Here is a 25,899-nt window from a genome sequence, read left to right as displayed (position 1 = left end):
CGCTCAGAAGCCGGCGAGGAACACGTTGAACCCCGCCCTCCGATAGCCCTCCTCGCGAACCATCAGGTCGAGGCCGGCGCTCGCGACGTCATCGGCGACGGGGTCGAGCTTCGGGTCCGTCGCCGTGTGGAAGATCTTGAGGTAGCAGCCGCAGGCGTCGCAGCACTCGGCCTTGATGGTGTCGGCCGTCCCCTCGACGTGGGAGTAGCGGATGCCCTTGGTGGAGGAACACGCCACGCACTTGATGCGGACCACGTGCCAGCGCGTCGCGCAGGTGGCGCAGCTGACGAAGCGCGTGCCGTGCGCGCCGGACCAGCCGACCACCTCCGACGCGACGGGCGGGCCGCCGCAGGCGGGGCACGCCCCGTCGGCGACCGAAGACAGCCGCTCGGCGGCAAGCGACGCGGCGAGCCGGGCGAAATGCACCTGCAGGCCGGCGGCGACGAAGACGTGCTCGGCCAATTCGTGCGCGGGCAACGCGTCCTCGAGGACGTTGCCGATCATCTGCCGCATCTCGTCGGGCGAGGCGGCGCGCACGCCGGCGAGCGCAGCGGCCGAGGCCTCGGGCATGTCCATCCCGGCGGCGGCGTCGAACAGGCGCGAGAGCGTGTCCAGCATCGCCGCGTCGACCTCCACGGAGGCGCGGGCGATCGGCGCCATGCCGTGCTCGTAGGCGCGTTCCATTTGCTCGGCGGCCGGCAGGCTCGGCGGCGGCAGGTCGGCCACGACGGCCGCCTGCGCCCCGGCGAGGTCGCCGAGGAAGGCGAGATAGGGACCGAGCGGGTGATCGGGAACGAGGTCGCGGAACCGCGCCGCGCGGCGGGCGAAGAGGCTGGCCGGGTCTGGCGCGACGGCGAGGGGCGGTTCGGCCGCGTCGCCGATGTGAACGGGCTGGAACTGCGGTGCGACGGGACTGGACAATGAAACGAACCTCACGGGTCACGTGTTCAAGGCGCTCCCGGGCCTGGCGGTCCGGGAGCGAGAGAGATCAGGCGCCGGGCGCGCGCTGCGCCGGCTCCGCCGCCTTCTGGCGAAGCCATTTGCGGTGGTGCCGGTAGGCCCAGCCCGCGGTGACGGTGCCGCGCGTCATGGCGCGGACCGTGCCGCGCACCCAGATCGCGGCGTAGACGTGCACGATCCAGATGGTGATGGCGCCCACCGCCGCCAGGGCATGCGCCAGCACCGCGAAGCGCTTCTGGTCGATGGTGGTGTAGGCGAAGAAATACTCGTCCCAGATCGCCAGTCCCGAGGTGATCAGAACCAGGATGAGCAGGGACATCCCCCAGAACACCAGCTTCTGGCCGGCATTGTACTTGCCGACCTCGGCGACGTTTTCCTCGTCGGCGCGCATCACCGCGCCGAGGTTGCGCATCCACCTGGTGTCGTCGGCGTTCCACAAATTGAGCCTGACGAAGCGGACGAACAGGCCGGCGAAGGAGAAGAACAGCACGACGCCGATCCACGGATGGATCTCGCGCGTCAGCGTTCCGCCCCCGAACAGGCCGGTGAGAAAGAAGAGCGACGGCGTGAACAGCGCCATCCCGCTCAGGGCGAGCAGGATGAGGCTGATCGCCGTCACCCAGTGGTTCAGCCGCGCGCCCGTCGTGTAGCGGGAGACGGCGTGGCGTTCGATCGTATCGTTGGACGGGCTCACTTCCGGCCCTCCTGGATTTTCTCGCCTTCTTCCTCGTCACGGGCGGTGACGCGGTTCGCCCCCATCACGGTGTGGTGCAGCACGCCGGTCAGCGCCGCCACGCCCATCAGGGCAATGCCGGCGTACTTTACAGCGCCCTTCCACAGCTCGACCACCGGCGAGATGCGCGGGTTGTCGGGCAGGCTGGCGTAGAGCTGCGGCCTGTCGTTGTGGTGCAGCACGTACATGACGTGCGTGCCGCCCACGCCCGGCGGATCGTACAGGCCCGCCTGGTCGAAACCGCGGCTCTTGAGGTCGGCGACCCGCTTCTCGGCGAGTTGCTTCATCTGCGCCTTGGTGCCGAAGGAGATGGCCTGGGTCGGGCACGCCTTCGCGCAGGCCGGTCCCTGGCCGACGGCCACGCGGTCCACGCAGAGCGTGCACTTGTAGGCCTTCTCCGTCGTCTTCGAGATGCGCGGGATGTTGAACGGGCATCCCTTGATGCAGTAGCCGCAGCCGATGCACGCGGAGTGGTTGAAGTCCACGATGCCGTTCGTGTACTGCACGATGGCGCCCGGCGAGGGGCAGGCCTTCAGGCATCCGGGGTCGGCGCAGTGCATGCAACCGTCCTTGCGGATGAGCCATTCGAGCCGGCCCGTCGCGGTGTTGTCCCACTCCGTGAAGCGGATCAGGGTCCAGGTGTTCTCGGTGAGGTCGTGCGGGTTGTCGTAGACGCCGGTGTTGACCCCCACCTGCTCGCGCAGATCGTTCCATTCCAGGCAGGCGACCTGACACGCCTTGCACCCGATGCACTTCGACGTGTCGATGAGCTTCGAGACCTGGAAATCGTCCTTCGGCGCGAGCGCCCCCGTGATGCCGCCGGCGGTGGCGGACTGGCGGGCGAGTTCAAGTGCGATATCAGCCATTGAAGCGCCCTCCCCTCACGACGTCGCCGGGCCGGTATCGGCCCTGATGTCCACCAGGAACGCCTTGAACTCCGGCGTCTCGATGTTCGCGTCGCCGACGAAGGGCGTCAGGGAGTTGGCCCCGAACCCCTTCTTCGTGGCGCCGATGAACCCCCAGTGGATGGGGATGCCGACCACGTGTACGGTCTTGCCGTCGCACGTCATCGGTTTGATGCGCTTGGTGACGACCGCCTTGGCCTTCACGAAGCCGCGCGCCGAGTCGACGCGCACCCAGCCGCCTTTCTGGATGCCCTTCTCCCGCGCCAGCTCTTCCGAGATCTCGACGAAGAATTCAGGCTGCATCACTGCGTTCACCTGATTGTGCTTCGTCCAGTAGTGGAAGTGCTCGGTAAGCCGGTAGGTCACCGCCGCGTAGGGGAATTCCTTGGCGTCGCCGAACTGCTCCATGTCTCCCTTGAAGACGCGCGCGGCGGGATTGCCGCGAACCTTGGGCGCGATGACGTTCGCGACCGGGCTCTCGAACGGTTCGTAGTGAACCGGGAACGGACCGTCCTTCATCATGTTGCGCACGAACAGGCGTCCCACCCCCTCGTTCGTCATGATGAACGGCATCACCTGGTCCGGCTTGGCCGTCGGGGCGATGTCCGGAATGTCCGGACCCGACCACTTGGAGCCGTCCCACGCGATGGGCGAGCGCTTCGCGTCCCAGGGCTTGCCCTGGAGGTCCGCCGAGGCGCGGTTGTAGAGCACGCGCCTGTTCGCCGGCCATGAGAAGGACCAGTTCTGGTACACGCCGAGCCCGGACGGATCGCGGTTGTCGCGGCGCGCCATCATGTTGCCGGCGTCCGTGAAGCAGCCGCAATAGATCCAGTTGCCCGAAGACGTCGTGCCGTCGTCGCGCAGCATGGCGAAGGCGGGAACCTGCTTGCCCTTCTCCAGCAGCTTCTTGCTGGGGTCGGCGGGGTCCGGCACGTCCTCGAGAACCTTCCCGTTGATCTCGCGCGCGAGTTCCTCGGGGCTGGGTTCGTCGGGGTTCGCGTACTCCCAGGTCAGCGCCTTCATGGCGTCCGGATAGGCGCCGCCCTCCTTTTCGTAGAGGGCCTTGAGCCGCCGGAAGATCTGGGCCACGACCCACACGTCCGAGCGGATCTCGAAGCGCTTGTCCTGCCCCGGCCAGTGCCACTGGAGCCAGCGCGAGGAGTTCGTCAGCGAGCCCTCGTCCTCCGCGAAGAGGGTGGTGGGAAGCTCGAACACCTCCGTCTGCACCTTGGACGGGTCGGACGGATTGAACTCGCCGTGGTTCTCCCAGAAGCGGGCCGTCTCCGTCTGGAGCGGGTCCATCACCACCAGGAACTTCAGCTTGCCCAGGGCGGCGCGGATCTTGTTCTTGTTGGGGAACGACATCAGGGGGTTGAAGCCCTGGCAGAAGTACCCGTTCATCTTGCCCTGGTGCATGAGCTCGAAGGCCCGCAGCACGTCGTAGGACGGCAGGTCCAGCTTGGGCAGGAAGTCGTAGCCCCACTGGTTCTCGGCCGTCGCGGCGGCGCCCCACATGGACTTCTGGAAGCTCACAAAGAACTTCTTGTAGTTCTGCCAGAACGACGTCTGGCCGGGACGCATCGGCTTAAAGCCGCGCGTCTTCATGTAGGTCTCCAGGTCCGGCTCGCGGTCCGTCGCCAGCGTCAGGTAGCCGGGCAGCAGGTTGGACATGAGCCCGAGGTCGGTCAGCCCCTGGATGTTGGAGTGGCCGCGCAGCGCGTTCATGCCGCCGCCCATCATCCCCATGTTGCCGAGCAGCAGCTGCAGCATCGCCATGCAGCGGATGTTCTGCGACCCCTTGGAGTGCTGGGTCCAGCCGAGCGCGTACATCGACGTCATCACCTTGTCGGGCGCGGACGTCTCGCCGATCATCTCCGCGATCTTCAGGAACGCCTCCTTCGGCGTGCCGCAGATGCGGGAGACGGTCTCCGGCGTGTACTGGGCGACGTGCTCCTTCAGCAGGTTCCAGACGCAGCGCGGGTGCTGCAGCGTCGGGTCCACCTTGGCGAAGCCCTGCTCGTCGAACTCGTAGTCCCACGAGGCGCGGTCGTAGTCGCGCTTCGACTCGTCATAGCCGGTGAACAGGCCGTCCTTGTAGCCGAAGCCCTCCTTCACGATCAAAGGCGCGGACGTGTAGTTGCGCGTGTACTCCCACTGGATCTTGTCGTTCTTGATCAGGTAGGCGATCACCCCGAGCAGGAACGCGATGTCGGTGCCCTGGCGAATGGGAGCGTAGTAATCCGCCACGGACGCCGAGCGCGTGTAGCGCGGGTCGACGACGATCAGCTTGGCGCCGCGGTTGGCCTTCGCCTCCGTGACCCACTTGAATCCACACGGATGCGCCTCGGCGGCGTTGCCGCCCATGATCAGCACGAGGTCCGTGTTCTTGATGTCGGTCCAGGAGTTGGTCATTGCTCCACGGCCAAACGTCGGGGCGAGACTCGCCACCGTCGGGCCGTGTCAGACACGCGCCTGGTTGTCGAACACCAACATGCCGGTGGACCGGACGACCTTGTAGGTCATCCAGGCCGTTTCGTTCGTCGTCGCCGACGCGGCGAGGAAGCCCGTGGACAGCCAGCGGTTGACCGTCGTGCCGTCCTGGTTCTTGGCGATGAAGTTCGCGTCGCGGTCGTCCTTCATCAGCCGGGCGATGCGGTCGAGCGCGTAGTCCCAGGTCACGCGCTCCCATTTGTCGGAGCCCGGCTTGCGGACCATCGGGTATTTGGTGCGGGTCTCGGCGTTGACGAAATCCAGCAGCCCCGAGCCCTTCGGGCACAGCGTGCCCTTGTTGGTCGGGTGGTCGGGATCGCCGTCGATGAAGCTGATCGTCCCGAGCTTCCCGGCGGCCTTGTCGGCCCCCTTGGAATACATGATGATTCCGCAGCCCACCGAGCAGTAGGGGCAGGTGTTGCGGGTTTCACTGGTCTGCGCGAGCTTGAATGGCCGGATAGATGCAGCCAGCGCGTCCTCGACTCCATCGAAGCCGAACGCGCCGATCGCAGTGCCCGCCAGAGCCGCGCTGCCGGTTCCGAGGAACCGCCGCCGCGAGATCTCCTTGAGCATTCCCTTCGCTCCCTCCAATTTGGCCCGGCCGCGATCGCGGCGCGGGCTATTTCGATCTTCTCAAAGCGGTTACCGCATGTCAAACGACCGCTCCGCAAATGTAGCGGACCGAATTTCTCGAAATATACGCGTGAAGAAATATCGCGGATCATTATACATCCGGTCCGAGATATTCAGACCTGAATTTGGCCGGCCGCGCGGCGCCGTCGCGGCGGCGCCCGGCGATTCGACGAGGAGGCGGCCATGAGCGGCCGGAGCGGACCGGCGGGCGCGACCTCTCTCGACCTCTCCGGCAAGGTGTGCCCGGAGGTCGTCCTGCTGGTGGCGAAGGCGGCGCGCGGCCTCCCGCCCGGCGCGCTCCTGCACGTCGTCAGCACCGACCCGCTGAGCCGCATCGACATTCCCCTGATGGCCCTCAAGGCGGGCCACGAGCTGGCCGAAGGCGACCACGAAGGCGGGGCCTTCTTCTTCACCCTCCGGGTCGCCGCGAGGGGATGATCCGGCGGCGGACGGGGACGCCGCATCGGCCCGGACGGCGGCTGGCGGGCGTCGTTCGATGCGAACACCCGGTTTCCGACCTTCGTCCATCGGACGATCCGATCGCTGCGACGTTCGGGCGCGAATTCCATGCTGAACTCGGGCGTTTCCGGGGGAGTTACAGCGGAACTCATCCGAACGAGGCCGCACGGGAGGCGTGCGCGGGCCGCATGGCGCGATCGCCGGCGTGTCCTTGAAATCCTGAAACGCAGCTTATATTAAGCTAGCATATCATTTCATCCGCCGGGTTCCGCCCGGCCGCCCGGAGCCCACCGACATGGACGAAAGTCCGGACCTGACCCAGGCGCGGGGCAAGCTCGCGCACCGCGAACTCGCCTTCCTGATCGCCGACGTGGCGCGTCTGATGCGCACCGCGACCGACCAGCAGGCCGGCGCCGCCGGCACCAGCCGGGCTCGCTGGGCCGTGCTGGTCCGCATCGAGAAACACCCCGGCCTGAGCCAGAACGAGCTGGCCCACCTGCTCGACATCCAGCCCATCACGCTTGGCCGCCTGGTCGACCGCCTGTGCGAGGAGGGCCTCGTCGAGCGCCGGCCCGACGCCTCCGACAGGCGGGTCAAGCGCCTGCATTTGCTCGAGAAAGCCTATCCCGTTCTGGACCAGCTCTCGGTCATCGGCCGCAGCCTGATGGGCCGCGCCTTCCACGGCCTCGACGGCGGCGCCGTCGCCCGGCTGATCGACGACCTCTCCACCGTCAAGCACAATCTCCGGCGCGAACTGAACTGCGCGCCGCTCGACAGGACCGCATCATGAGCACCGCGACCGCCGCCAGCGAGGCGCAGAAACCGACGCCGTTTCCCTCGGAGGCGAAGCCCGGCCCCAAGCTGGAGATCGCCGCCCCGGCCCCCGCCGCGCCTGCCTTCCGGCGTCGCCGCCCCTGGCTGCGCATCGTCCTGCTGATCCTGATCCCCGCGCTGGCGCTGGCCGGCGGCGGCTGGCTCTGGCTCTCCGGCGGCCGCTATGTCGGCACCGACAACGCCTATGTCGCCGCCCAGAAGGTGCTGATCACCCCCGACGTCTCCGGCAAGGTGGTTTCCATCGCCGTGAAGGAGGGCCAGCGGGTCGCCGTCGGCGACGAGCTGCTGCGCATCGACCCCGAGCCCTATCGCATCGCCCTGGAACAGGCGCAGGCGAAGGTCGCCGGCGTCGAGACCGCGTTCGCCAATCTCAAGGCGACGCTGGAGAGCGCCGACCGGCAGATCGAGAACGCCCGCCAGACGCTGTCGCTGCGCCAGTCCGACGCCCAGCGCAAGGCCGACCTCCTCGCCAACCGCACCGGCTCGCGCACCGACGCCGAGCTCTCGGAGATCGCCGTCACCGCCGCCCGCGCCCAGCTCGAGAGCCTGGAGCAGGCGCGCAACGCCACGCTGAACCAGCTGCGCGGCCGCGCCGACCTGCCGATCGCCGAGTACCCGCCCTACATGGAAGCCCAGGCCGCCCTGTCGCGCGCCACGCTGGACCTCGATCGCGCCACGCTGCGCGCCCCCATCGCCGGCGTCGCGACGCAGGTGTCCAGCATCCAGATGGGCCGCTATCTCCCCGCCGGCACCGCCGTCTTCAGCATCGTCGACACGCAGAACCCCTGGGTGGACGCCAACCTGAAGGAGACCGACCTCACCAATGTGAAGCGGGGCCAGAAGGTGACGCTCTCGATCGACACATTCCCCGGGCGGGTCTTCCACGGCCAGGTCGCGGCGATCAGCCCCGGCACCGGCGCGCAGTTCTCCATCCTCCCCGCCCAGAACGCCAGCGGCAACTGGGTGAAGGTGGTGCAGCGCGTGCCCGTGCGCATCGAATTCGACCCGAGCCAGGACGTCAGCGAGCTGCGCGCCGGCATGAGCACGACGGTCGACATCGACACAAGGCGCGAGCGCAGCCTCGCCGGGCTGTTCGGCCTGTCGGCGACGGCGCACGGCCAGTAAGGACACGGGAATGTCCGCGCTCGCGACACCGGCGACCCCGGCGGCCGAAAGCCCCGCCCTGCGGCGCGGCTTCATCACCATCTGCGTGATGATGGCGACGATCATGCAGGCGCTGGACACCACCATCGCCAACGTCGCCCTGCCCTACATGCAGGGCAGCCTCGGGACGACCCAGGACCAGGCGAGCTGGGTGCTCACCTCCTACATCGTCGCGGCGGCGATCATGACCTCGCCGCTCGGCTGGATGTCGGCCCGCTTCGGCCGCAAGCGGCTGTTCATCGCCTGCACGGCCGGCTTCACCGTCGCCTCCATGCTGTGCGGAGCGGCGCAGAACATCGAACAAATGGTGCTGTTCCGCCTTCTTCAGGGCGTGTTCGGCGCGGCGCTGGTGCCACTGTCACAGTCCGTGATGCTGGACAGCTATCCGCTCGAGCAGCGCGGCCAGGCCATGGCGATCTGGGGCATGGGCGTGATGCTCGGCCCGATCATGGGGCCGACGCTGGGCGGCTGGCTGACCGAGTACTACAGCTGGCGCTGGGTGTTCTTCGTCAACCTGCCCTTCGGCATCGTCACCGTGCTCGGCCTCGCCGCCTTCATGCACGAGACGAAGGTGCAGAAGTCCCTCAGCTTCGACTGGACCGGCTTCCTGGCGCTGAGCGTCGGCATCGGCGCCCTGCAGCTCATGCTGGATCGCGGCGAGCAGGTCGGCTGGTTCGATTCGATGGAGATCGTGATCGAGGCGACGCTGGGCTTCGGCGGCTTCTACATCTTCCTCGCGCACGCGCTGACCTACGAGAAGCCGTTCATCCCCATCCAGATTTTCAAGGACCGCAACTTCAGCGTCTGCCTGGTCTTCATGTTCATCATCGGCATCATCCTGCTGGCGAGCATCGCCCTGCTGACGCCGTTCATCCAGGTGCTGATGGCCTATCCCGTGCTCGACGCCGGCCTGCTGCTGGGCGTGCGCGGCATCGGAACCCTGGTGGCCATGATGCTGGTCGGCCGGCTGCTGCGCTTCGTCGACGGCCGCCTGCTGGTCTTCGCTGGCCTGTCGCTGTCCACCTGGTCGCTGTGGATGTCGATCGGCTTCTCGCCCGACACGTCGGCGCACCACATCGAGATCATCTCGGCGGTGCAGGGCTTCGGGCTGGGCTTCGTGTTCGTGCCGCTCAACACCATCGCCTTCGCGACGCTGCCGGCCCAGTACCGCACGGACGGCACCGCCCTTTGGACGCTGATCCGCAGCATCGGCAGCTCGATCGGGATCTCCATCGTGTTCGTGGCGCTGGTGAACAAGAGCGCCATGTTCCACAGCCAGCTCTCGGAACAGATCACCCCGTTCAACGACGCGCTGCGCAATCCCGACTGGGCGGGGATCCTGAACCCGGCCACCGACGCCGGCCGCGCCATGCTGGACCAGATGGTGTCGCGCGAGGCGTCGATCATCGCCTACGCCAACGATTTCCAGCTGATGACCTGGATCAGCCTGCTGGCCTTCCCGCTGCTCCTGCTGCTGCGCAAGCCCAAGACCCGGTCCGCGCCTTCGGGCCACGCCGCCGCCGCGATGGAATGAGGTTCGCCGGAGGGCGCTAGCTCTTCTCGGCCAGGCGACCGTAGCCGGGCTTCTTGAACAGGATGTCCGGCCGGCCGGCGATCTCCGGCTCGTAGACCCGCGCCTGCCAGTCGTCCGGCGAGACATCCTCGACGCTGACCGAAATGGAGCGTTCGGCGCTGCCGACGCTGTCCATGACCGCCCTGGCGATCGCCTCGGAGAGCTCGCGCTTCTGCGCGTCCGAGCGGCCCGGGTAGAGTTTGACGATGACGTGAGGCATTCAGGCTCTCCAGGTCGGCGGAGCGCCCGCCGCGCGGCGGCGGGGCTCCCCTCACCGCGTATATTGCGCGTCCGTGACGTGTTCCATCCAGTCGACGGCGCGGCCGTCGAGACGTTCCTGGATGGCGATGTGGCTCATCCCGGTCGTGGCTGTCGCGCCGTGCCAGTGCTTCTCGCCGGGCGGGAACCACACGACGTCGCCCGGCCTGACCTCCTCGACCGGCCCGCCCTCGCGCTGCACCCAGCCGCACCCCCAGGTGACGATCAGCGTCTGCCCCAGCGGATGCGTGTGCCAGGCCGTGCGCGCCCCCGGCGCGAAGGTGACGTGACCGGCCTCGACCCGCGCGGGATCGGGAGCCTTGGCCAGGCGGTCGATGCGGACCGTGCCGGTGAACCAGTCCGGGTTCGCCGTCTCGGTGGGCTTCGACCCGGCGCGCGCGATGTCCATGGTGTCCTCCACTTCCGGCCCGCCGAGCGGGCAGCCGCATGATGGCTCGGACGCCGGCCCGGGTCGAGGGGCGCGCTCACCCTCCGGTGATGACGGCCTCGGGAATCTCCAGCCTTTCCGGGCCGATCGTCAGGATGAACAGGTCGGCGTTTCGGCGCACCTGCAGCGGCGCGACGTCGTTGTCCGAGCCGGCCGGCGCGCCGGCGACGAAGCGGATAAGTCGCGTCCCGCCGTCGGGCCAGTACACCGTCACCGATCCCGAGCCGCCGCCGGTGCGCACGACACCAAAGCGGCACGAGCCCATCGGCTGGCCCTCCCGGCGGGCGCAGGGGAGGTTTCCGGTGGCGTGGAAGTCGGTGCCGGGGACCTTGGCGTCGGACGGCGGCGGGCCCTCCCTCAGGTAGCGACCGGCCGCCCAGCCGACCGTCCTTTTGTCGCCGGTCGTCTCGACCTGGCACCAGCGCTCGCCTTCCCTCATCCGGCAGCCGCGATTGCGCAGGGAGGCCCCGTTGGGGACGCTCGCCAGGACCGGCGCGGTGGCGCTCGGCTCCGCGCGCAGGCGCAGCGCGTCGCCCCGGCGCAGGCCCGCGACCCGCCAAAAGTCCGGGCCGCCCTGCAACCCATCCGCGTAATCGCCCTGGACCGGCTGCTTCAGCGACTCGCCCTTGGCGGGCGCGATGGCGATGTCGAGGCGGTAGGCGGAGCGCTCGTTCCGGCGGGCGGCAGAGCGCATCATGTAGACGGAAATCGTATAGATTCCCGAGGTTTGCAGGGTCGCCGAGAAGCGGTTGACGGCGGGGGTCAGGGGCCCTTCCGTGCCGCTGACGGCCAGCGCCTCGTCACCGGGGCCGCGGCCGGGCGGGTACACGTTGAAGTAGGTGGCCCCGTTCGACGGCGCGAGCGCGACGGTCATCGCCTGCCCCGCTTCCGCGCCCACCGTGTAGAGGACCGACTGGGACCCCGCGATCTTGCCCCGCAGGGTCACGCCGCTCTTTCCCGGGGGGAAGCGGACCTCTTGGACCCTTGTTTCCTCGGCGGCGAAGCCGGCCGTCGAGGCGAAGACGCAGGCGAGAAGGACTGCAACCCAGCGGTTCATGACCCCGACCCCCCGTGGCCGCCGGCGGGCCCGCCAGCGCGCGACAATTTATAATTTCAGGGATCGGAAACGACAATTTCAAGGCGGTTTCGGCGCGAATTCCGCGCCCGAACAGCGCCTCGATTCCATCTTCGCATGGAAGCAATTTCGAACAGCGAACTTCGGCGCGCAGTTCGGCTCAGGCGGCCGGCGCGGCGTGCGACAGCAGCCAGCCCGGCAGCTCGGGCTCGCGATAGGCCGCGTCCCAGGAGTTGTGGGCGAGGCCGGGATAAAGTGTCAGGCGAGGACGCCCGGCCGGGCCCGCGCCGTCGCGCACCAGGCACTCGGCGATGGCGGTCGAGCACGAGGCCGGCACCACGGCGTCGGCGAGGCCGTGGAACAGCCAGACCGGCAGGTCGGCGAGCTCGCGCCCGGCGCGCATCGGGTCGGCCCAGCCGCACACCGGCGCGAGCGCGGCGAAGCGCCAGGGCAGCGCCTTGGCCAGCGTCAGCGTGCCGTTGCCGCCCTGGCTCAGGCCGGTGAGGTAGCGCCGGCGCGGGTCGGGCCGGAACTCCGCCTCCACCGCCTCCAGCGTGGCGTGCAGCAAGCCGATCCATTCGGGCCACAGCGTCCCGGCGTCGGGCTTCTGGGGGCAGACGACCAGGAACGGCCAGGCGGAGGGGTTTTCGAGGATGGCGGGCGGCAGGCCGACGCGGGTCTGCGCCCCGTCGGTCCCGCTCTCGCCCTTGCCGTGCAGGAACAGGATGGCCGGCAGGCCCTTTGCGGGCGCGCCTTCGGGGCGCATCACGACGTAGTCCCGGCCGGCGGCGTTGCGTTGCAGGAGCTCCATCGCGCCCTCCAGGTCGCCTTCCGGGTCGCCGCGCCGGTTAGCGGCGGGTCGCCAGCGCGCCGCCGATCATGACCCGCAGGTCGCCGGCGAGCTCCTGGGCGAGGCAGCCATAGCCGAGGTCGCTCATGTGGAAGCGGTCGGAGGCCAGCGTGCGCAGGAACCCGGCGGGGTCCCGCTCGCTCCAGCGCTTCATCATCTCGTAGCGCCCGAACAAGGGCACGTGCTCCTCGGCGCTGACGTCGCGGATCTGGTCGACGATCGCTTCCAGGCGGGACGGGTCCGCCGCGCCGGGGAAATATTGCGGGTCGATGATCATCACGCGGGCGCCGCTGTCGCGCGCCGCCTTGATGCCGTCGCGCAGCACGTCGGCGAAGCCGTCCGCGCCGCCCGGCTTGACAGCGTCGTTGGTGCCCACCTGCCACAGCACGAGGTCGAAGGACTGCTCGGCGGTCAGCTTGCGCAGCCGGCGCAGCGTCTCGTCGGCCGTCTCGCCGCCCTTGCCCTCGTTGACGACGCGCACGGCCGCTCCGGGAAACAAAGCGCGCGCCTCGCGCTGAAGGCGGGCGGGATAGGCCAACTGCGGCGACGACGCGCCTACGCCCTCGGTGGAGGACGAGCCGATGGCGAGGATGGCGACGGGCTCGCCGCGCTCGATCTTGCGGCCGATCTCGGCCATGCCGGCCGGAAAGCTCAGCGTCGGACCGACATGGCACTGGAACCCGGTGTCGGGGGCGGGCCCGAAGCCGGACACGGCGAACATGACGCCGAGTGCGAGAGCGGGGACCACCCAGCGTTCGCCGATGCCGAGAAAAGCCATGAGATCGTTCCGAACCTGCAGCCGCGCCATTAAGCCGCGCCCGGCTGAACGGGGGATGAACGGCGCGCTCCCGCGCTTGTGATCGGGACCGGCCGGAAATATGGCCACGCCGCCTTGTTGTCGCCACGCGTCGGGGGCATCGGGTGTGTTCATTAGGGAATCACGACCATGGTGGCAGGCAACCGGCAGAACCGGATCGCCAGCGTCGATTTCTGGCGCGGGGTGGCGCTCGCCACGATCTTCATCAACCACGTCCCGGGCAATCCGCTCGAATCGCTGACTCACAAGAATTTCGGCTTCTCGGATGCCGCCGAGGCGTTCGTGTTCCTGGCCGGCATCGGCGTCGCGTTCGCCTACGCCGCGCGGGTGCAAGTCGACGGCTTCGCCCGCCCGGTCGGCTCCATCCTCCTGCGCATCTGGCAGCTCTACATGGCGCACCTCACGGTGCTGATCGCCTGCGCGGCCGTCGTCAGCTTCGCCGTGCTGTCCACCAACGACATCCGCCTGCTGGAAGCCACGCAGTTCGACCAGATCGTCGAGTCGCCGATGGAGGCGCTGATCGGCATCGCCACGCTGGGGCTGCAACCGGCCTACCTGAACATCCTGCCGCTCTACATCGCCATGATGCTGCTGGCCCCGGCGCTGATCAGCCTGGCGCTGGTCGACGGGCGGCTGGCGCTGTTCGGCGCGGGCCTGCTCTACGTCGCGACGCAGCTGCTGCACCTGAAGCTGCCGAGCTATCCCGGCGCGGACGCCTGGTACTTCAACCCGCTCGCCTGGCAATTGCTGTTCACCATCGGCCTCGTGTGCGGACTGCGGACGCGGCGCGGCCCCGCCCGGACCTCGCGGGTGCTGTTGTGGGGCGCGGCGGCGCTGCTGCTGGGCTCGCTGGTGTGGGTGCGTACCGGCTACAATTTCGACGGCGACCTGTCGCCGCTGCCGCGCTTCATGTGGGACTTCGACAAGGCCCAGCTCACCCTGCCCCGGCTGCTCCACGCGCTGGCGCTCTTCTACGTGGTCTCGCGGCTGTCGATCGAGGGCTGGCTGTCGCGCAGCGCGCTGGCCGCGCCGCTCTTGCTGATGGGCCGCCACTCGCTGCCGGTGTTCTGCGTCGGCACCGTGCTCAGCATCGGCGCGCAGGTGTTCCGCATGGGCGCGGAGCGCGGCGCGGCGGTTGATTTTCTTTTGGTCGCGCTTGGCCTTATGCTCCAGATCGGCTTGGCGACCGGACTCGAATGGCATCGCAACGGACTTGGCACCAGGAAGGCGCGCGAAGAGTCCAGGCAGTCTGCCTGATCCTCGCGTGCGCCCTCGCGCCGGCGGCGTCGCCCGCCCGCGCCGGCGTACCGCCTAACTGCCAGGTTCCCGACAAGCTCCTCTCCCTGCCCGCCGACCTGCCGCGCGTGCGCGCCGCCATCCGCGAGACGCGGCCGGTGAAGATCGCCGTGGTGGGGCCAGGCATCGCCGGCCCCGTGCTCTCGGAACGGCGGCGGGCGCGCCTGCTGCGCGGGCTCGAGGCGCGCCTGCCGAACATCTCCTTCGAGGTGCTGGACGAGGGCCGCAGCGCGGCGCTGGTCGGCGACGCCTTCGCCCGCATCCGCGAGGATGTGGTCCACGAAAGCCCGGACCTGCTGATCTGGCAGGTCGGGACGCCCGACGCCGTGGCCGGCACCGAGCCGGCCGTCTTCGGCGAGACGCTGGCCCGCGCGCTCGACTGGCTGAAGGGCCAGCCCGTCGACGTCATCGTCATGGACCCGCTCTACGTCGCCGGCGTCGACCACGAGAAGGCCTACTGGGACATCGTCGCGGCGATCGGCGACGTCTCCGGCCGCTCGGGCGTCAACTTGTTTCCGCGCTACGCCATCACCCAGGCGCTCGACGGGCGCAAGGCCCCGGACGACCCGGCCGACCCGCTCGCCGCCAAGCGCGGCTGCACGCCCGAACTGCTGGCCGAGGCGATCAGTCGCACGCTGACCCCCGGCCGCTGAGCCGGCGCAGTCTCACTTGAAATATAACACTGTGTGTTATACATAATAGCTATCCATGGAAGAGGCGCGCGGGAAGCGCGATCCTTGAACTCGAAGATGCGGCGACCTTCGATATGGTGGAGATGCCTTTGAGGCATGGGAAGTAAATTTACTGATGACGATTCTTTCACGCACTTATAGTCGGAGTTTTGATGCCGACATTTGCCACGAAACATTGTTTTCGTCTCATTAGGAAGGCGGGCATCAACCCTGAAGACTTGCTCGACGCCGCGCGCCGGGCGAGAGAAGGCAACATCGATGCGAGGCTCGGGGCATTCCTGGTCAAGCAGCGCGTCGCTCGACAGGGACAAGGGAAGGCGACCGGCGCGCGCGCCATCATGTATTTTCGCGACGGCGACGATATCGTCTTCTTGCACGTGTTCCCGAAGAACGAACAGGCGACCATCACGCGCCACGAACGCGACGCCTACAACGACTTCACGAAGCTCCTGGCCGGGCTTTCACCCCGCAAGAAAGAGGCGGCCAGGACAGAATGGATCAAGATCGAATGACTAAGCCCCCTCGTCAGAAGAAGACGTTCCGGAGCGACGCGCTCCGGTCGCTGCATTCCGCCGTCGCGGACCTGCACGCGGCGGGCGTCGTCGACAAGGCCACCATGCGGCATTTCGATGCGGCCTGCCTCACTCCGGTCGCGCCGCTTGCGCCCGATGAGATCAAGCACATCCGCGAAGACGCCAAGATGAGCCAGGCGACCTTCGCCATGGTGCTGAACGTGACCCCGACTCTCATCAGCCAGTGGGAGCGCGGGGAAAAACGGCCGAGCGGCCCCTCGCTGAAGCTGCTCTCGCTCGTCTCCCACAAGGGCATCGACGCCGTGATGTAGGCGTCGCCCCCGGCCGCTGAGCCGGCCTCGCTCGCGGTTGCGACGCCCGCCCCCGCGTGCTGGGATGCGCCCGCGCGCCGGCCGGCCCGCCCACCGGAGTCAACCCCGGTGATGCGACAGGCCGGCGCGTGCGCGGGGGCGCGGCGCGGACGGGAGGACGCGAATGGCGAACACGGTGCTCATCCTGGTGGGGACGCGCAAGGGCGCGTTCGTGCTGGAAAGCGACGCGGCCCGCAAGGAGTGGAGCCTGCGCGGCCCGTTCTGCGAGACATGGCCGATGAACCATGTGGTCGGCGACCCGGCGACGGGCACGATCTACGCCGGCGGGGGCAACGAGTGGTTCGGCCCGGCCGTCTGGCGCTCCGACGACGCCGGCCGTAGCTGGAGCCATTCCAGCCAGGGCCTCGCCTATCCCGAGGGCGAGACGCCGGTGCGCGCCGTGTGGAGCCTCGGCCTGCGCAACGGCTCGCTCTATGCCGGCGTCGAGCCGGCGGGCCTGTTCGAGAGCCGCGACGGCGGCAAGAGCTTCAGCCACGTGGCGGGCCTGCGCGAACACCCCTCGCGGCCGGAGTGGCAGGCCGGCGCGGGCGGGCTGATCCTGCACTCGATGGTGCTGGACCCCGACGACCACGACCGCATCTGGGTGGCGATCTCGGCCGCCGGCGTGTTCCACAGCGCCGACGGCGGGCGAAGCTGGGAGCCGCGCAACAGCGGCACGCGCTGCGACTTCCTGCCCGAGGACCAGCGCTACCCGGAGTTCGGCCAGTGCGTCCACTGCCTGGTGCGGGCGGCGGGCTCCTCCGGCCGGCTCTACCAGCAGAACCATTGCGGCATGTACCGCAGCGACGACGCGGCGCGGAACTGGCGCAGCATCGAGGCGGGCCTGCCCTCCACGTTCGGCTTCCCGGCGGCGGCCCATCCGCGCGACGAGAACACGCTGTTCCTCGCCCCGCTCAACGGCGACACCGCCGGCCGCTTCATGCCGGAGGGCAAGGCCGCCGTGTGGCGCACGCGCGACGGCGGCGAGACGTGGCAGGATTTGCGCGCCGGACTGCCGCAGCACAACGCCTATCTCTCGGTGCTGCGCCAGGCGCTGGCCACCGACACGCTGGAGCCGGCCGGCGTCTACATGGGCACGACTTCCGGCGAGCTTTACGCCAGCGCCGACGAGGGCGAGAGCTGGACGCAGGTGGCGAGCCACCTGCCCGGCATCCTCTCCGTCGAGACGCTGGCGCGCCCCGGCTGACCGGGGGCGCGCCATGACCGGAAGCGTGCAGGTGCGGCTGCCGGCGCTCGTCGCCACCATGTTCCCCGACGCGCCGCGCCTTCTCGCCGTGGAGGCCTCCACTGTGGCGGAGATGATGGACCGGCTCGACGCGCAATGGCCGGGGCTGAAGGACTGCTTCTGCGACTCCCGCCCGGCCATCCGCCGCCACATCAACGTCTTCGTCGCCGGCCGCCGCGTCGGCCTCGACGCCACGCTGCCGCCGGGCGCGGACGTCTACGTCCTGACCGCCATCAGCGGGGGTTAGGTTTCGGGCGACGGTGGCCCAGGTCACGGCCCCGTCCGAGACAGGGCTTCGGAGCGGGCGGACCTGGGTGTGTCGTTTGCAGCGCGTCGCCGGGCAATCCCAGAGCGCGGGCCAACGGCCCGCCCGTCCCCGGCCCGGTGCAGCGCCAGCGGAACCGGAGCCGGGGCCCAGCGCAATATGTCGCGCGCAGCGCGTCCTTATGGCCTTTTCAATGGAGCGCCGCTGCGCGGCAGCATCCATGCGCTGGATCCCGGATGCCCCTCCGCAAACGCTGCGGGGCTCCGGGAACGGGGGCGTGCGAAGCCCGCCCTTTGGGGTGCACGGGCGGACCGAGGTCCGCCCTTTGGGCCGCGCGGCGTCACTCCTCGAGCGGGACGTCGAGGCTGACCTTGGCGCGGTCCATGACGACGAGGGTGCGGAACCGCTTGACGTTGCCCTCGGCGAAGAACAGCTCGCGCGTCAGCGCTTCGTATTCGCCCATGTCGCGGGCGGTCAGGATGACGACGAAGTCGACCTCGCCCGTGACGTAGTAGACCTGGTTGACCGCCGGGCAGGCGACGAGCCGGTCGCGCACGGCGTCGAGATGGTCGAGGCGCTCGCTCTCCACCGTCACCTCGACGATGACGGTGATCGGCCGGCCGACCTTGGCGGGATCGACGATCACGGTCTGCCGGCGCGCCACGCCGGCCTCGAACAAAGCCGCGATGCGGCGGTTCACCGCCGACGAGGACAGGTTCACCTTCTCGGAGATGACGCGCTGCGGCGTCGCCGCGTCGTCCTGCAGGAGGGCGAGGATGCGGCGGTCGAAGCTGTCGAGGGTCATGGGCCGAGGTCCGGATTTCGGCGGGCCCGGCGCAATTTCGGCCCGCGCAGCGCCCCTATATAGCGTCCTTTTCCCGCGGGCGGCGCATTATCGTTGCGCGGTCGATCCGGAGGCCCGTCATGATCCTCGTCCACGATCCCCACGCCGCCCCGCCGCCGCGCGAGCGGCTGCGCGAGGCGCTCGGCCCGGCCGGCCGGGCGCGGGTGCAAGACTATCTCGCCGCCTGCCCGCGCCATCGCCCGACGCCGCTCGTCGCCCTGCCCGGCCTCGCGGCGCGGCTCGGGCTGGGCGCGCTCTTCGTCAAGGACGAGGGCCAGCGGCTCGGGCTCGGCAGCTTCAAGGCGCTGGGCGGCGCCTACGCCGTGATGCGGCTCGTCATCGCCGCCGCCGAGGCGGCCTTGGGCCGCACCCTGCGGCCGGAGGAGCTTCAATCGGAGGCCGTGCGCCTTGTCGCCGCCGGCATGACCATGGCCTGCGCCACTGACGGCAATCACGGCCGCTCGGTGGCGGCCGGCGCAAGGCTCGCCGGGTGCCGCTCGGTGGTGTTCGTCCACCAGGGCGTCAGCCAGGCGCGCGCCGACGCCATCGCCGGCTTCGGCGCGGAGATCCGGCGGGTCGCGGGCTCCTACGACGACTCCGTGGTCGAGGCGGCGCGGCAGGCGGCGGCGCAGGGCTGGACCGTGGTGTCCGACACGTCGTGGGAGGGCTACGAGGACATCCCGCTCGACGTCATGCAGGGCTACACGGTGCTCGCCGGCGAGGCGTTCGACGCGCTGCCGGACGCGCCGACCCACATTGTCCTGCAGGCCGGCGTCGGCGGCCTCGCCGCCGCCGTGGCGATGCACGCGTCCGAAGTGTACGGGCCGCGCGCCCCGCGCATCGTGGTGGTGGAGCCGGCCCGCGCCGCCTGCCTGCTGGCGAGCGCCAGGGCCGGGCGGCCGACCGTCGTGCCGCACGACGAGCCCACCGTGATGGCGATGCTGGAATGCTACGAGCCGTCGCGCCTCGCCTTCGAGATCCTGGCGGCGCGCGCCCACGCCTTCGTCGCCGCGCCGGAGGAGCGCGCCGTCGAGGCGATGCGCGCGCTGGCGCTGCCCCAGGACGGCGACCCCGCCATCGTCGCCGGCGAAAGCGGCGGCGCGGGCCTCGCCGGCCTGCTCGAATGCCTCGCTGACGAGAAGGCCAGCGCGGCGCTCGGGCTGGGCCCGGACGCGCGCGTACTGCTGGTCGTCAGCGAAGGCGCGACCGACCCCGCCCTCTATGCCCGGCTCACCGGGCTCGATCCCCGTTCCGTCGCCACTCCGAAGGTTTCGCCATGACCGATGATCCCGTCGACCTCCTGCGCCAGCTCGTCGCCATCGACAGCGTCAACCCCGACCTCGTGCCGGGCGGCGCGGGCGAGGCCGCCATCGCCGATTTCTGCTCGGGCTGGCTGGCGGCGCGCGGCTTCGAGGTTTTCCGGCTGGAGGCGCGGCCCGGCCGTCCCTCCGTCGTCGGCGTGTCGCGCGGCGCGGGCGGCGGCCGCTCGCTGATGTTCAACGGCCACTACGACACCGTGACCTTGGCCGGCTATGACGGCGACCCGCTCGCCGCCGAGCTGCGCGAAGGCAAGGTCTTCGGGCGCGGCGCGTTCGACATGAAGAGCGGCGTCGCGGCGATGATGGTCGCCGCCGCGCGCGCCCGCGCCGCCGGCGCGGCGGGCGACATCCTGGTCGCCTGCGTCGCCGACGAGGAATACGCCTCGGCCGGGACGGAAGAGGTCGCCGCCCGCTTCACGGCGGACGCCGCCATCGTCACCGAGCCGAGCCATCTCGAGCTGACGGTGGCGCACAAGGGCTTCATCTGGTTCGACGTGACGGTGAAGGGCAAGGCCGCGCACGGCTCGCGGCCGGAGCTGGGCGTCGACGCCATCGTCAAGGCCGGCAAGTTCCTCGCCGCGCTTGAAGGCTACGACCTCTCGCTGCGGGCGCGGCCGACCCATCCGATCCTCGGCTCGGGCTCGGTGCACGCCTCGCTGATCCGGGGCGGCGAGGAGCTGTCGAGCTATCCGGCCGAGTGCGTTGTGTCGATCGAACGGCGCACCGTGCCGGGCGAGACGACCGCCTCCGTGCTCGCCGAATTGCGCGCGCTGCTGGACGGAATCGCCGCCGAGGATGCGCAATTCGTCGCGGAGATCGCGCCCGGGCTGGAGCGCACGCCGTTCGAGGTCGCCGAGAGCGAGCCGATCGTGCGCGCCCTCGACCGCGCGGCGACGCGCGCGCTGGGCGGCCCGCCGAAGCGGCGCGGCGAGCCGTTCTGGACCGATTGCGCCATCCTGCAGGCGGCCGGCATCCCGTGCGTGATGTTCGGGGCGGACGGCGGCGGCGCGCACGCCGCGACCGAGTGGGCCACCGCCGCCTCGGTGCGCCGGCTCGCCGACATCCTGACGGAGACCGCCCTCGCCTTCGGACGGGGCGACGCCTGAGGGCTCAGGCGGTGGCCTGTCGCGACGCCGCCGCCGCGGCGTTCGCGGCCTCGCGCTCGCGCACCAGCCGAGCGACGGCGGCGTAGTCGATCTTGCCGGAGCCGAGCAGCGGCACCTTCGGCACGGGCGCGACCTCCGCCGGCACCATCAGGTCCGCCGCGCCGCGCGCCCTGGCGAACGCCACGAAGGCGGCGCGGTCGGCTCCCGGCATGTCGGTGACGAGCACCAGCCGCTCGCCCTTGCGCGGGTCGGGCGTTGCCGCCACCGCCGACAGCGCGCTCGGCCACAGCTCGGAGGCCAGCGCCTCTACCGCGGCCAGCGACACCATCTCGCCCCCGATCTTGGCGAAGCGCTTGGCGCGGCCCTTGATGGTGACGAAGCCGTCGCGGTCCACCGACACGATGTCGCCGGTGTCGTGCCAGCCGTCCGGCGGCGGCTCCAGCACGCCGGGGTTCTCCGCGCGCACATAGCCGAGCATGACGTTGGGGCCGCGCACGAACAGCCGGCCCGCGTCCGGCACGCCCGGCGTCGGCTCCAGCCGGATCTCCATGCCGGGCAGAAAGCGCCCGACCGTGCCGAAGCGGTTGAACATCGGCGTGTTGAGCGCCAGCGCCGGCGCGGTTTCGGTGATGCCGTAGCCTTCCAGCACGCGCAGCCCGAACTTCTCCATCCAGGCGCGCCGCGTCGGCTCCTTCACCGGCTCGGCCCCGGCCAGCACGTAGCGCAGCGAGCGGAAGTCGTAGGGGTGGGCCGAGCGCGCGTAGCCGGCGAGGAAGGTGTCGGTGCCGAACAGGATGGTGGCGTTGACGCCGTAGGCCAGCTCCGGAACGATGCGGTAGTGCAGCGGGGACGGATAGAGATAGACCCGCACGCCCGACACCAGCGGCAGCACGAGGCCGATGGTCAGCCCGAACGAGTGGAACACCGGCAGCACGTTGAACACGGTGTCGGTGCGGCCGAAATCGATGCGGGCCGCCGCCTGCGCGGCGTTGGCGAGCAGGTTGCGGTTGGACAGCACGACGCCCTTCGGCGAGCCCTCGGTGCCGGAGGTGAACAGCACCACCGCCCGGTCGTCCGCCTTGCGCCGGGCCAGCGGGCGCTTCCAGGCCAGCAGCGCCCTTAGCCGCGCGCCGCGGCCGATCTTGGCGCGCACGTCCTCCAGCCACACCAGACGCACCTGCTCGCCGAGCGCCGCCGCGAGCGGCTCCAGCCGGCCCTTCTCGACGAAGGCGCGCGAGGTGACCACGCTCGTCACCTGCGCCGCCTTGCAGGCCGCCAGCAGGTTGGCGGCGCCGGCGGTGAAGTTGAGCATGGCGGGCACGCGCCCCGCCGACATCAGGCCGAGCAGCGTCACCGCCGCGCCGTTGGAGGTGGGCAGCAGCACGCCGACCGTCTCGCCCTCCCTGGCCAGCCCCGACAGCTCCGCCCCCAGCGCCCGCGCGCCCGCGAGCAGCCGGCGGTAGCTCAGCGGCCCGCTCACCGGGTCGTCGATGGCGACGCGCCCCGGCCCGTGGATGCACGCCGCCTCGACCACCGCCTCGAAGACGCTGCGGTCGGTCGAGGTAGTGCGGAACACGAGATCGGACATCACGCCGTAGAGCGCCGCGCCCGCCGCCTGGCGGCGCGCCCTGCCCTTCAGCTCGGGATCGACGCCGAGCTTCACCGGCTCCAGCACGGTGACGCGGACCTTGGGGAACCAGCGCCGGCGCACCTGCTTGGCCGACAGGCGCGAGAACGGCGTCGCCTCCAGCCCGTCGATGCGCACCGGCACCACCATCGCGCCAGACTTGTCGGCGATCAGCCCCGCCCCGTCATAGACCTTCATCAGGCTGCCGGTGACGGTGATGCGCCCCTCCGGGAAGATGACCAGCGGCTCGCCCGCCTCGACGGTGTGGATCAGCGTGCGCACCGCCATCGGCTTGGTGGGGTCGAGCGGCATGGCGCGCGTCAGCTTGAGGAACGGCTTGACCCACCAGTATTGCGAGGTCGTGTGGTCGATGGCGAACACCGGGTCGCGGTCGGTCAGCGACAAAGCGAGCCCGGCGTCGAGGAAGCTGACGTGGTTGAGCGCGATGATCGGGTTGCGCCCGCCCTTGGCGAAGTTCTCGAGCCCCGTGACCTCCATCCGGTACACGGCGCGGAAGAGGATCGACAGGAAGTCGCGGAACACGCGCACCGGCAGCAGGGTCAGCGTCGCCGCCGCCACCGCGAAGTTGAGAACGCCAAGGCCGAGGATGATGTGCGCCTCGGTCGCGCCGGCCGACTGGAGCGCCGCCACGGCGAGCGCGCCGCAGGTCATCAGCAGCGCCTGGATGACGTTGCCGGCGGCGATCACGCGGGCGCGATGGTCCTCTCCCGCCCAGGACTGCACCGCCGCGAAGGTGGGCACGACGAACAGGCCGCCGGCCAGCGCTAGGCCGGCGACGTCGATGCCGATCCGCACGCCGTTGCCGGTGGCGAAGAAGGCGAACGCGCCGACAAGCTCGGGGCCCGGCCTTGCCGCCCAGGTCGCGAGGCCCAGGTCGACGGCGAAGACGCCCATCAGCACCGCGCCGATCACCGTGGGCAGCAGGATGATGCGGCCGTGCGACATCCACGCGGCGAGCCCGGAGCCGAGCGCGATCGACACCGAGAAGATGGCCATGAAGGCGATGTAGAGGTTCTCGTCGCCGCCCAGCCTGTTGCGCACCAGCGTGCTGATGAGGGGCAGGACGATGGCCCCGACGATCCAGAACCAGCTCACCGCCAGCGTGCCGCGCCACAGGCGCGTGTCATGCCAGACGTCGCGGATCAGCCCGACGGTAGAGGCCATGATGTTGGGATTGACGCGCAGGTTCGGCGCCTTCTCCCCGGCCAGCGGGATCTGCCGCGCCGAGCCCCAGCTGGCCAGCGCGAACACCATCAACAGACCGGCGATCCACAACGGGTCCTCGGCCACCCGGGCCGCCTTGATGCCGGCGATGGTGCCGAGAAGGATGGCGATGAAGGTGGCGCTCTCGACGAGCGCGTTGCCGGCCGGCAGCTCCTCCGTCTTCAGGTGGTCGGGAAGGATGCCGTACTTGATCGGCCCGAACAGCGCCGCGATGATTCCGAACAGGCCCAGCGTCGCCATCAGGATCGGCACCGAGTGCAGCACGAAGCCGGTCGCGCCGACCAGCGCCGCGAAGATCTCCGCGAACTTCAGCCGCCGCGCCATGAGCGCCTTGTCGTAGCGGTCGGCCATCTCGCCGCCGATGCCCGACAGGAAGAAGTACGGCGCGATGAAGATCGCGGTGGCGATCTGGACCAGCTGCTCTCCCTGCTCGAGCACCAGCACGAACACGATCAGCGTGACGAGCGCGTTCTTGAGGAAGTTGTCGTTGAAGGCGGAGAAGAACTGGCACCAGAACAGGGGCGCGAAACGACGCGTGCGCAGAAGACTGTCAGACATGTCCACTCCCGTGCCGGAGCCCTTCGGTCGGCTGGCGACCGTTCCTTACCACCGATACGGGAGAGCGAAAATGTCCGCATCCGGGCGTAAGCGCGACGGAGCGGAGGATCAGCGAATCGCTTAAGCGTTTGTAAATTGACCGAGCGGGGGCCCCGGCTACGCTGAAGCCATCCCCCGGCGAAGGAATCGGACTTTGACAGGACTGGGTTTCTTCACGTTTTTGGATCTGCTGGCGGCGGCGGCCGTCGTCGCCCTGCTGCTCTCCGGCCTCGCCTTTATCCAGTTCCGCGAGCGCCCCGGCCCCAGGCTGCGCTGACCGTCCGGCCTACCCTCACGCCACGCTCGCCCGGCTCGCCGCGATGGCCCGCGCCAGCGGGCTCTCGCCGTCGCGTTCGAGGCCGCCCACCTGCCCAGTCGGCCCCTCGGAGCGCGCCAGCACCGCGTCGAGGCGCGCGCGGTCCGCGTCGTCGAGGCGCAGCGCGAAGATGTCCGCCCATTCCCGCGCCCGCGCCGGGTCGCTGGACCCGACCAGCGCCGCCGCGACGTTCGGCTGGTCCAGCGCCCAGCGGGTCGCGACCGTCGCCACCCGCGCGCCGTGGCGGGCAGCGACGGATGCGAGCGCGGCCAGCAGCTCCTGGTAGAGTCCCCAGCCGCCGAACGCCTCGATGACGGCGCGGTATTCCGCGTGGAAGGGCGTGGCCGCCGTGGGCCGCGCGCCGGGATCGGGCCGGCCCAGCCATCTCTCATGGAGGAAGCCGCCGGCGAGCGTGCCGTAGGCGAGCAGCGACACGCCTTCCGCCCGTGCCGCCTCCGCGAGCCGGGGCAACGCCCGGCGGTCGAGCAGCGAGAGCTGCGCCTGCAGAGTCAGCGGCCGGACGCCGCGCCGCAGCAGGCGCTCCAGCGTGTCCTCGCCGATGTTCATCAGCCCGAAATGACGCAGGCGGCCCGCCGCCGCCTCCTCCCTCAGGCGCAGCGCCGCGCCGGCGAGCGCGTCCTCGTCGAGCGCCCAGCTCTGCAGCTGCACGAGGTCGAGCGTCGGCAGGCCCAGCCGCGCGGCGATGGCCGCTCGCCCGACCGATACGTCGCACGGCAGCGTCAGCCTTGCGTGAACGCGCGGCAAGGGCAGCCCGGCGGCGCGGCGACGGTCCAGCGCCAGCGCCAGCGCCGCGTCGACATGGCGGTAGGTGTCGGAGGTCTCGAAGGCGGTGACGCCGGCCTCAACGAAGCGCAGCGCCTTGGCGGCCTCCGCCTCGATGTCCGGCGTCGCGGCGGCGTGAAGCTGCCAGCCGCCCCGCACGATGCGCGACACGCGGTAGTCGGGGGCAAGCTCGACGGTCTCGATCATCCGGGGCGGCGCTCCTGTGCGCGCCCATTCGACCCGGCGACCGGCGGCCGCGTCAACGCCCGCGGGGGGGAGCGGCGACTTGCCTCCTAGTCTTTCTTGCGCGGCAGGCCCTTGCGGCTTGTGTGGGCGAACTTCTCCAGTTCGCTCTCGCTCATCGACTCGGCCATGCTCTTCGACGCGCCCTTGAGGCTCGACTTCGGCTTCTCGCCGCGCTTGGCCGCCAGCGCGATTCCGGCGGCCATCTGCTGGTTCTTCGACTTGGCGGGCATCCTCG

General features: G+C 70.1%; 26 protein-coding genes. 13 read left to right on the top strand and 13 right to left on the bottom strand.

The window, feature by feature from the left end; all coding sequences use genetic code 11:
- Positions 1–3: 3 nt before the first annotated feature.
- From fdhE to fdnG, 4 genes are all read right to left on the bottom strand, one after another.
- Positions 4–921 carry a formate dehydrogenase accessory protein FdhE gene (gene fdhE / locus NK718_RS03445; protein ID WP_254738664.1) on the bottom strand — a complete coding sequence of 306 codons (918 nt, stop codon included), beginning with the start codon at positions 919–921 and terminating at the stop codon, positions 4–6.
- Positions 922–988: 67 nt separating this feature from the next.
- Positions 989–1,654, bottom strand: a complete 666-nt coding sequence (locus NK718_RS03440; protein WP_254738662.1) for a formate dehydrogenase subunit gamma — start codon at positions 1,652–1,654, stop codon at positions 989–991.
- Positions 1,651–2,559: a formate dehydrogenase subunit beta gene (fdxH, locus tag NK718_RS03435; RefSeq protein WP_254738660.1), complete on the bottom strand. Its 909-nt coding sequence runs from the start codon at positions 2,557–2,559 to the stop codon at positions 1,651–1,653. Before fdxH ends, NK718_RS03440 begins: the two co-directional genes overlap by 4 nt.
- A gap of 15 nt (positions 2,560–2,574) precedes the next feature.
- Positions 2,575–5,661 carry a formate dehydrogenase-N subunit alpha gene (gene fdnG / locus NK718_RS03430; protein WP_254738658.1) on the bottom strand — a complete coding sequence of 1,029 codons (3,087 nt, stop codon included), beginning with the start codon at positions 5,659–5,661 and terminating at the stop codon, positions 2,575–2,577.
- Positions 5,662–5,904: 243 nt separating this feature from the next.
- Between fdnG and NK718_RS03425 the strand changes: the two genes are divergently transcribed.
- The 4 genes from NK718_RS03425 (at position 5,905) to NK718_RS03410 (ending at position 9,712) form a co-directional block, all read left to right on the top strand.
- Positions 5,905–6,159: a sulfurtransferase TusA family protein gene (locus NK718_RS03425; RefSeq protein WP_254738654.1), complete on the top strand. Its 255-nt coding sequence runs from the start codon at positions 5,905–5,907 to the stop codon at positions 6,157–6,159.
- Between the two features lie 316 nt (positions 6,160–6,475).
- Positions 6,476–6,970 carry a MarR family winged helix-turn-helix transcriptional regulator gene (locus NK718_RS03420; RefSeq protein ID WP_254738652.1) on the top strand — a complete coding sequence of 165 codons (495 nt, stop codon included), beginning with the start codon at positions 6,476–6,478 and terminating at the stop codon, positions 6,968–6,970.
- The gene (locus tag NK718_RS03415; protein ID WP_254738650.1) at positions 6,967–8,139 is read left to right on the top strand and encodes an HlyD family secretion protein; all 1,173 of its coding nucleotides are present in this window, start codon (positions 6,967–6,969) and stop codon (positions 8,137–8,139) included. The genes NK718_RS03420 and NK718_RS03415 overlap by 4 nt, the downstream gene beginning before the upstream one ends.
- Positions 8,140–8,149: 10 nt before the next feature.
- Positions 8,150–9,712 carry a DHA2 family efflux MFS transporter permease subunit gene (locus NK718_RS03410; RefSeq protein ID WP_254738648.1) on the top strand — a complete coding sequence of 521 codons (1,563 nt, stop codon included), beginning with the start codon at positions 8,150–8,152 and terminating at the stop codon, positions 9,710–9,712.
- A 16-nt stretch (positions 9,713–9,728) separates the two neighbouring features.
- On the opposite strand, the gene NK718_RS03405 is transcribed toward NK718_RS03410, so the two are convergent.
- The 5 genes from NK718_RS03405 to NK718_RS03385 form a co-directional block, all read right to left on the bottom strand.
- Complete coding sequence (locus NK718_RS03405) at positions 9,729–9,971, bottom strand: tautomerase family protein (protein ID WP_254738646.1); 243 nt, start codon at positions 9,969–9,971, stop codon at positions 9,729–9,731.
- 51 nt (positions 9,972–10,022) lie between these two features.
- Complete coding sequence (locus NK718_RS03400) at positions 10,023–10,418, bottom strand: (R)-mandelonitrile lyase (RefSeq protein WP_254738644.1); 396 nt, start codon at positions 10,416–10,418, stop codon at positions 10,023–10,025.
- Positions 10,419–10,494: 76 nt separating this feature from the next.
- Positions 10,495–11,514, bottom strand: a complete 1,020-nt coding sequence (locus NK718_RS03395) for an SH3 domain-containing protein (RefSeq protein WP_254738642.1) — start codon at positions 11,512–11,514, stop codon at positions 10,495–10,497.
- A 178-nt stretch (positions 11,515–11,692) separates the two neighbouring features.
- Complete coding sequence (locus NK718_RS03390; RefSeq protein WP_254738640.1) at positions 11,693–12,343, bottom strand: carboxylesterase family protein; 651 nt, start codon at positions 12,341–12,343, stop codon at positions 11,693–11,695.
- A gap of 37 nt (positions 12,344–12,380) precedes the next feature.
- Positions 12,381–13,160 carry an SGNH/GDSL hydrolase family protein gene (locus NK718_RS03385; RefSeq protein WP_254738638.1) on the bottom strand — a complete coding sequence of 260 codons (780 nt, stop codon included), beginning with the start codon at positions 13,158–13,160 and terminating at the stop codon, positions 12,381–12,383.
- Positions 13,161–13,328: 168 nt separating this feature from the next.
- On the opposite strand from NK718_RS03385, the gene NK718_RS03380 reads away from it, so the two are divergent.
- From NK718_RS03380 to NK718_RS03355, 6 genes are all read left to right on the top strand, one after another.
- On the top strand, positions 13,329–14,456 hold the full coding sequence (locus NK718_RS03380; protein WP_254738636.1) for an OpgC family protein: 1,128 nt from the start codon (positions 13,329–13,331) through the stop codon (positions 14,454–14,456).
- On the top strand, positions 14,396–15,148 hold the full coding sequence (locus NK718_RS03375) for an SGNH/GDSL hydrolase family protein (RefSeq protein ID WP_254738634.1): 753 nt from the start codon (positions 14,396–14,398) through the stop codon (positions 15,146–15,148). The genes NK718_RS03380 and NK718_RS03375 overlap by 61 nt, the downstream gene beginning before the upstream one ends.
- Before the next feature lie 191 nt (positions 15,149–15,339).
- On the top strand, positions 15,340–15,699 hold the full coding sequence (locus NK718_RS03370) for a type II toxin-antitoxin system RelE/ParE family toxin (RefSeq protein WP_254738632.1): 360 nt from the start codon (positions 15,340–15,342) through the stop codon (positions 15,697–15,699).
- On the top strand, positions 15,696–16,031 hold the full coding sequence (locus NK718_RS03365) for a helix-turn-helix domain-containing protein (protein ID WP_254738630.1): 336 nt from the start codon (positions 15,696–15,698) through the stop codon (positions 16,029–16,031). The genes NK718_RS03370 and NK718_RS03365 overlap by 4 nt, the downstream gene beginning before the upstream one ends.
- Before the next feature lie 163 nt (positions 16,032–16,194).
- Positions 16,195–17,277 carry a WD40/YVTN/BNR-like repeat-containing protein gene (locus tag NK718_RS03360; RefSeq protein ID WP_254738628.1) on the top strand — a complete coding sequence of 361 codons (1,083 nt, stop codon included), beginning with the start codon at positions 16,195–16,197 and terminating at the stop codon, positions 17,275–17,277.
- Positions 17,278–17,290: 13 nt separating this feature from the next.
- Entirely contained in the window at positions 17,291–17,563 is a 273-nt protein-coding gene (locus tag NK718_RS03355; protein ID WP_254738626.1) for a ubiquitin family protein, read from the top strand.
- A gap of 358 nt (positions 17,564–17,921) precedes the next feature.
- On the opposite strand, the gene NK718_RS03350 is transcribed toward NK718_RS03355, so the two are convergent.
- Positions 17,922–18,386: an Lrp/AsnC family transcriptional regulator gene (locus tag NK718_RS03350; RefSeq protein WP_254738624.1), complete on the bottom strand. Its 465-nt coding sequence runs from the start codon at positions 18,384–18,386 to the stop codon at positions 17,922–17,924.
- A 119-nt stretch (positions 18,387–18,505) separates the two neighbouring features.
- Between NK718_RS03350 and NK718_RS03345 the strand changes: the two genes are divergently transcribed.
- Both NK718_RS03345 and NK718_RS03340 read left to right on the top strand, forming a co-directional pair.
- Positions 18,506–19,705, top strand: a complete 1,200-nt coding sequence (locus NK718_RS03345; protein WP_254738622.1) for a diaminopropionate ammonia-lyase — start codon at positions 18,506–18,508, stop codon at positions 19,703–19,705.
- Entirely contained in the window at positions 19,702–20,850 is a 1,149-nt protein-coding gene (locus tag NK718_RS03340) for an ArgE/DapE family deacylase (protein ID WP_254738620.1), read from the top strand. The genes NK718_RS03345 and NK718_RS03340 overlap by 4 nt, the downstream gene beginning before the upstream one ends.
- A gap of 4 nt (positions 20,851–20,854) precedes the next feature.
- Here NK718_RS03340 and NK718_RS03335 read toward each other — a convergent pair whose 3' ends face one another.
- Positions 20,855–24,280: an acyl-[ACP]--phospholipid O-acyltransferase gene (locus tag NK718_RS03335; RefSeq protein ID WP_254738618.1), complete on the bottom strand. Its 3,426-nt coding sequence runs from the start codon at positions 24,278–24,280 to the stop codon at positions 20,855–20,857.
- Positions 24,281–24,473: 193 nt separating this feature from the next.
- Between NK718_RS03335 and NK718_RS21870 the strand changes: the two genes are divergently transcribed.
- On the top strand, positions 24,474–24,596 hold the full coding sequence (locus NK718_RS21870) for a hypothetical protein (RefSeq protein ID WP_256515290.1): 123 nt from the start codon (positions 24,474–24,476) through the stop codon (positions 24,594–24,596).
- Positions 24,597–24,611: 15 nt separating this feature from the next.
- Here NK718_RS21870 and NK718_RS03330 read toward each other — a convergent pair whose 3' ends face one another.
- Together NK718_RS03330 and NK718_RS03325 are read right to left on the bottom strand one after the other, a co-directional pair.
- On the bottom strand, positions 24,612–25,625 hold the full coding sequence (locus NK718_RS03330; protein ID WP_254738616.1) for an aldo/keto reductase: 1,014 nt from the start codon (positions 25,623–25,625) through the stop codon (positions 24,612–24,614).
- A gap of 86 nt (positions 25,626–25,711) precedes the next feature.
- Complete coding sequence (locus tag NK718_RS03325; protein WP_254738614.1) at positions 25,712–25,894, bottom strand: DUF3008 family protein; 183 nt, start codon at positions 25,892–25,894, stop codon at positions 25,712–25,714.
- Positions 25,895–25,899: the final 5 nt, after the last annotated feature.

This window comes from Alsobacter ponti (assembly GCF_024294805.1).
Taxonomy (GTDB): Bacteria; Pseudomonadota; Alphaproteobacteria; order Rhizobiales; family Beijerinckiaceae; genus Alsobacter; species Alsobacter ponti.
This window is presented reverse-complemented; position numbering and strand designations above follow the sequence as displayed.

Excerpts from the sequence above, each read along its gene's own strand:
- NK718_RS03420 (WP_254738652.1), top strand. The coding sequence starts at position 6,476 with ATGGACGAAAGTCCGGACCTGACCCAGGCGCGGGGCAAGCTCGCGCAC.
- NK718_RS03335 (WP_254738618.1), bottom strand. The coding sequence starts at position 24,280 with ATGTCTGACAGTCTTCTGCGCACGCGTCGTTTCGCGCCCCTGTTCTGG.
- NK718_RS03425 (WP_254738654.1), top strand. The coding sequence starts at position 5,905 with ATGAGCGGCCGGAGCGGACCGGCGGGCGCGACCTCTCTCGACCTCTCC.
- NK718_RS03330 (WP_254738616.1), bottom strand. The coding sequence starts at position 25,625 with ATGATCGAGACCGTCGAGCTTGCCCCCGACTACCGCGTGTCGCGCATC.
- NK718_RS03365 (WP_254738630.1), top strand. The coding sequence starts at position 15,696 with ATGACTAAGCCCCCTCGTCAGAAGAAGACGTTCCGGAGCGACGCGCTC.
- NK718_RS03355 (WP_254738626.1), top strand. The coding sequence starts at position 17,291 with ATGACCGGAAGCGTGCAGGTGCGGCTGCCGGCGCTCGTCGCCACCATG.
- NK718_RS03410 (WP_254738648.1), top strand. The coding sequence starts at position 8,150 with ATGTCCGCGCTCGCGACACCGGCGACCCCGGCGGCCGAAAGCCCCGCC.
- NK718_RS03415 (WP_254738650.1), top strand. The coding sequence starts at position 6,967 with ATGAGCACCGCGACCGCCGCCAGCGAGGCGCAGAAACCGACGCCGTTT.
- NK718_RS03395 (WP_254738642.1), bottom strand. The coding sequence starts at position 11,514 with ATGAACCGCTGGGTTGCAGTCCTTCTCGCCTGCGTCTTCGCCTCGACG.
- NK718_RS03385 (WP_254738638.1), bottom strand. The coding sequence starts at position 13,160 with ATGGCTTTTCTCGGCATCGGCGAACGCTGGGTGGTCCCCGCTCTCGCA.
- NK718_RS03380 (WP_254738636.1), top strand. The coding sequence starts at position 13,329 with ATGGTGGCAGGCAACCGGCAGAACCGGATCGCCAGCGTCGATTTCTGG.
- fdxH (WP_254738660.1), bottom strand. The coding sequence starts at position 2,559 with ATGGCTGATATCGCACTTGAACTCGCCCGCCAGTCCGCCACCGCCGGC.
- NK718_RS03400 (WP_254738644.1), bottom strand. The coding sequence starts at position 10,418 with ATGGACATCGCGCGCGCCGGGTCGAAGCCCACCGAGACGGCGAACCCG.
- NK718_RS03345 (WP_254738622.1), top strand. The coding sequence starts at position 18,506 with ATGATCCTCGTCCACGATCCCCACGCCGCCCCGCCGCCGCGCGAGCGG.
- NK718_RS03350 (WP_254738624.1), bottom strand. The coding sequence starts at position 18,386 with ATGACCCTCGACAGCTTCGACCGCCGCATCCTCGCCCTCCTGCAGGAC.
- NK718_RS03405 (WP_254738646.1), bottom strand. The coding sequence starts at position 9,971 with ATGCCTCACGTCATCGTCAAACTCTACCCGGGCCGCTCGGACGCGCAG.
- NK718_RS03325 (WP_254738614.1), bottom strand. The coding sequence starts at position 25,894 with ATGCCCGCCAAGTCGAAGAACCAGCAGATGGCCGCCGGAATCGCGCTG.
- NK718_RS03390 (WP_254738640.1), bottom strand. The coding sequence starts at position 12,343 with ATGGAGCTCCTGCAACGCAACGCCGCCGGCCGGGACTACGTCGTGATG.
- NK718_RS03370 (WP_254738632.1), top strand. The coding sequence starts at position 15,340 with ATGCCGACATTTGCCACGAAACATTGTTTTCGTCTCATTAGGAAGGCG.
- NK718_RS03375 (WP_254738634.1), top strand. The coding sequence starts at position 14,396 with ATGGCATCGCAACGGACTTGGCACCAGGAAGGCGCGCGAAGAGTCCAG.
- NK718_RS03360 (WP_254738628.1), top strand. The coding sequence starts at position 16,195 with ATGGCGAACACGGTGCTCATCCTGGTGGGGACGCGCAAGGGCGCGTTC.
- NK718_RS03340 (WP_254738620.1), top strand. The coding sequence starts at position 19,702 with ATGACCGATGATCCCGTCGACCTCCTGCGCCAGCTCGTCGCCATCGAC.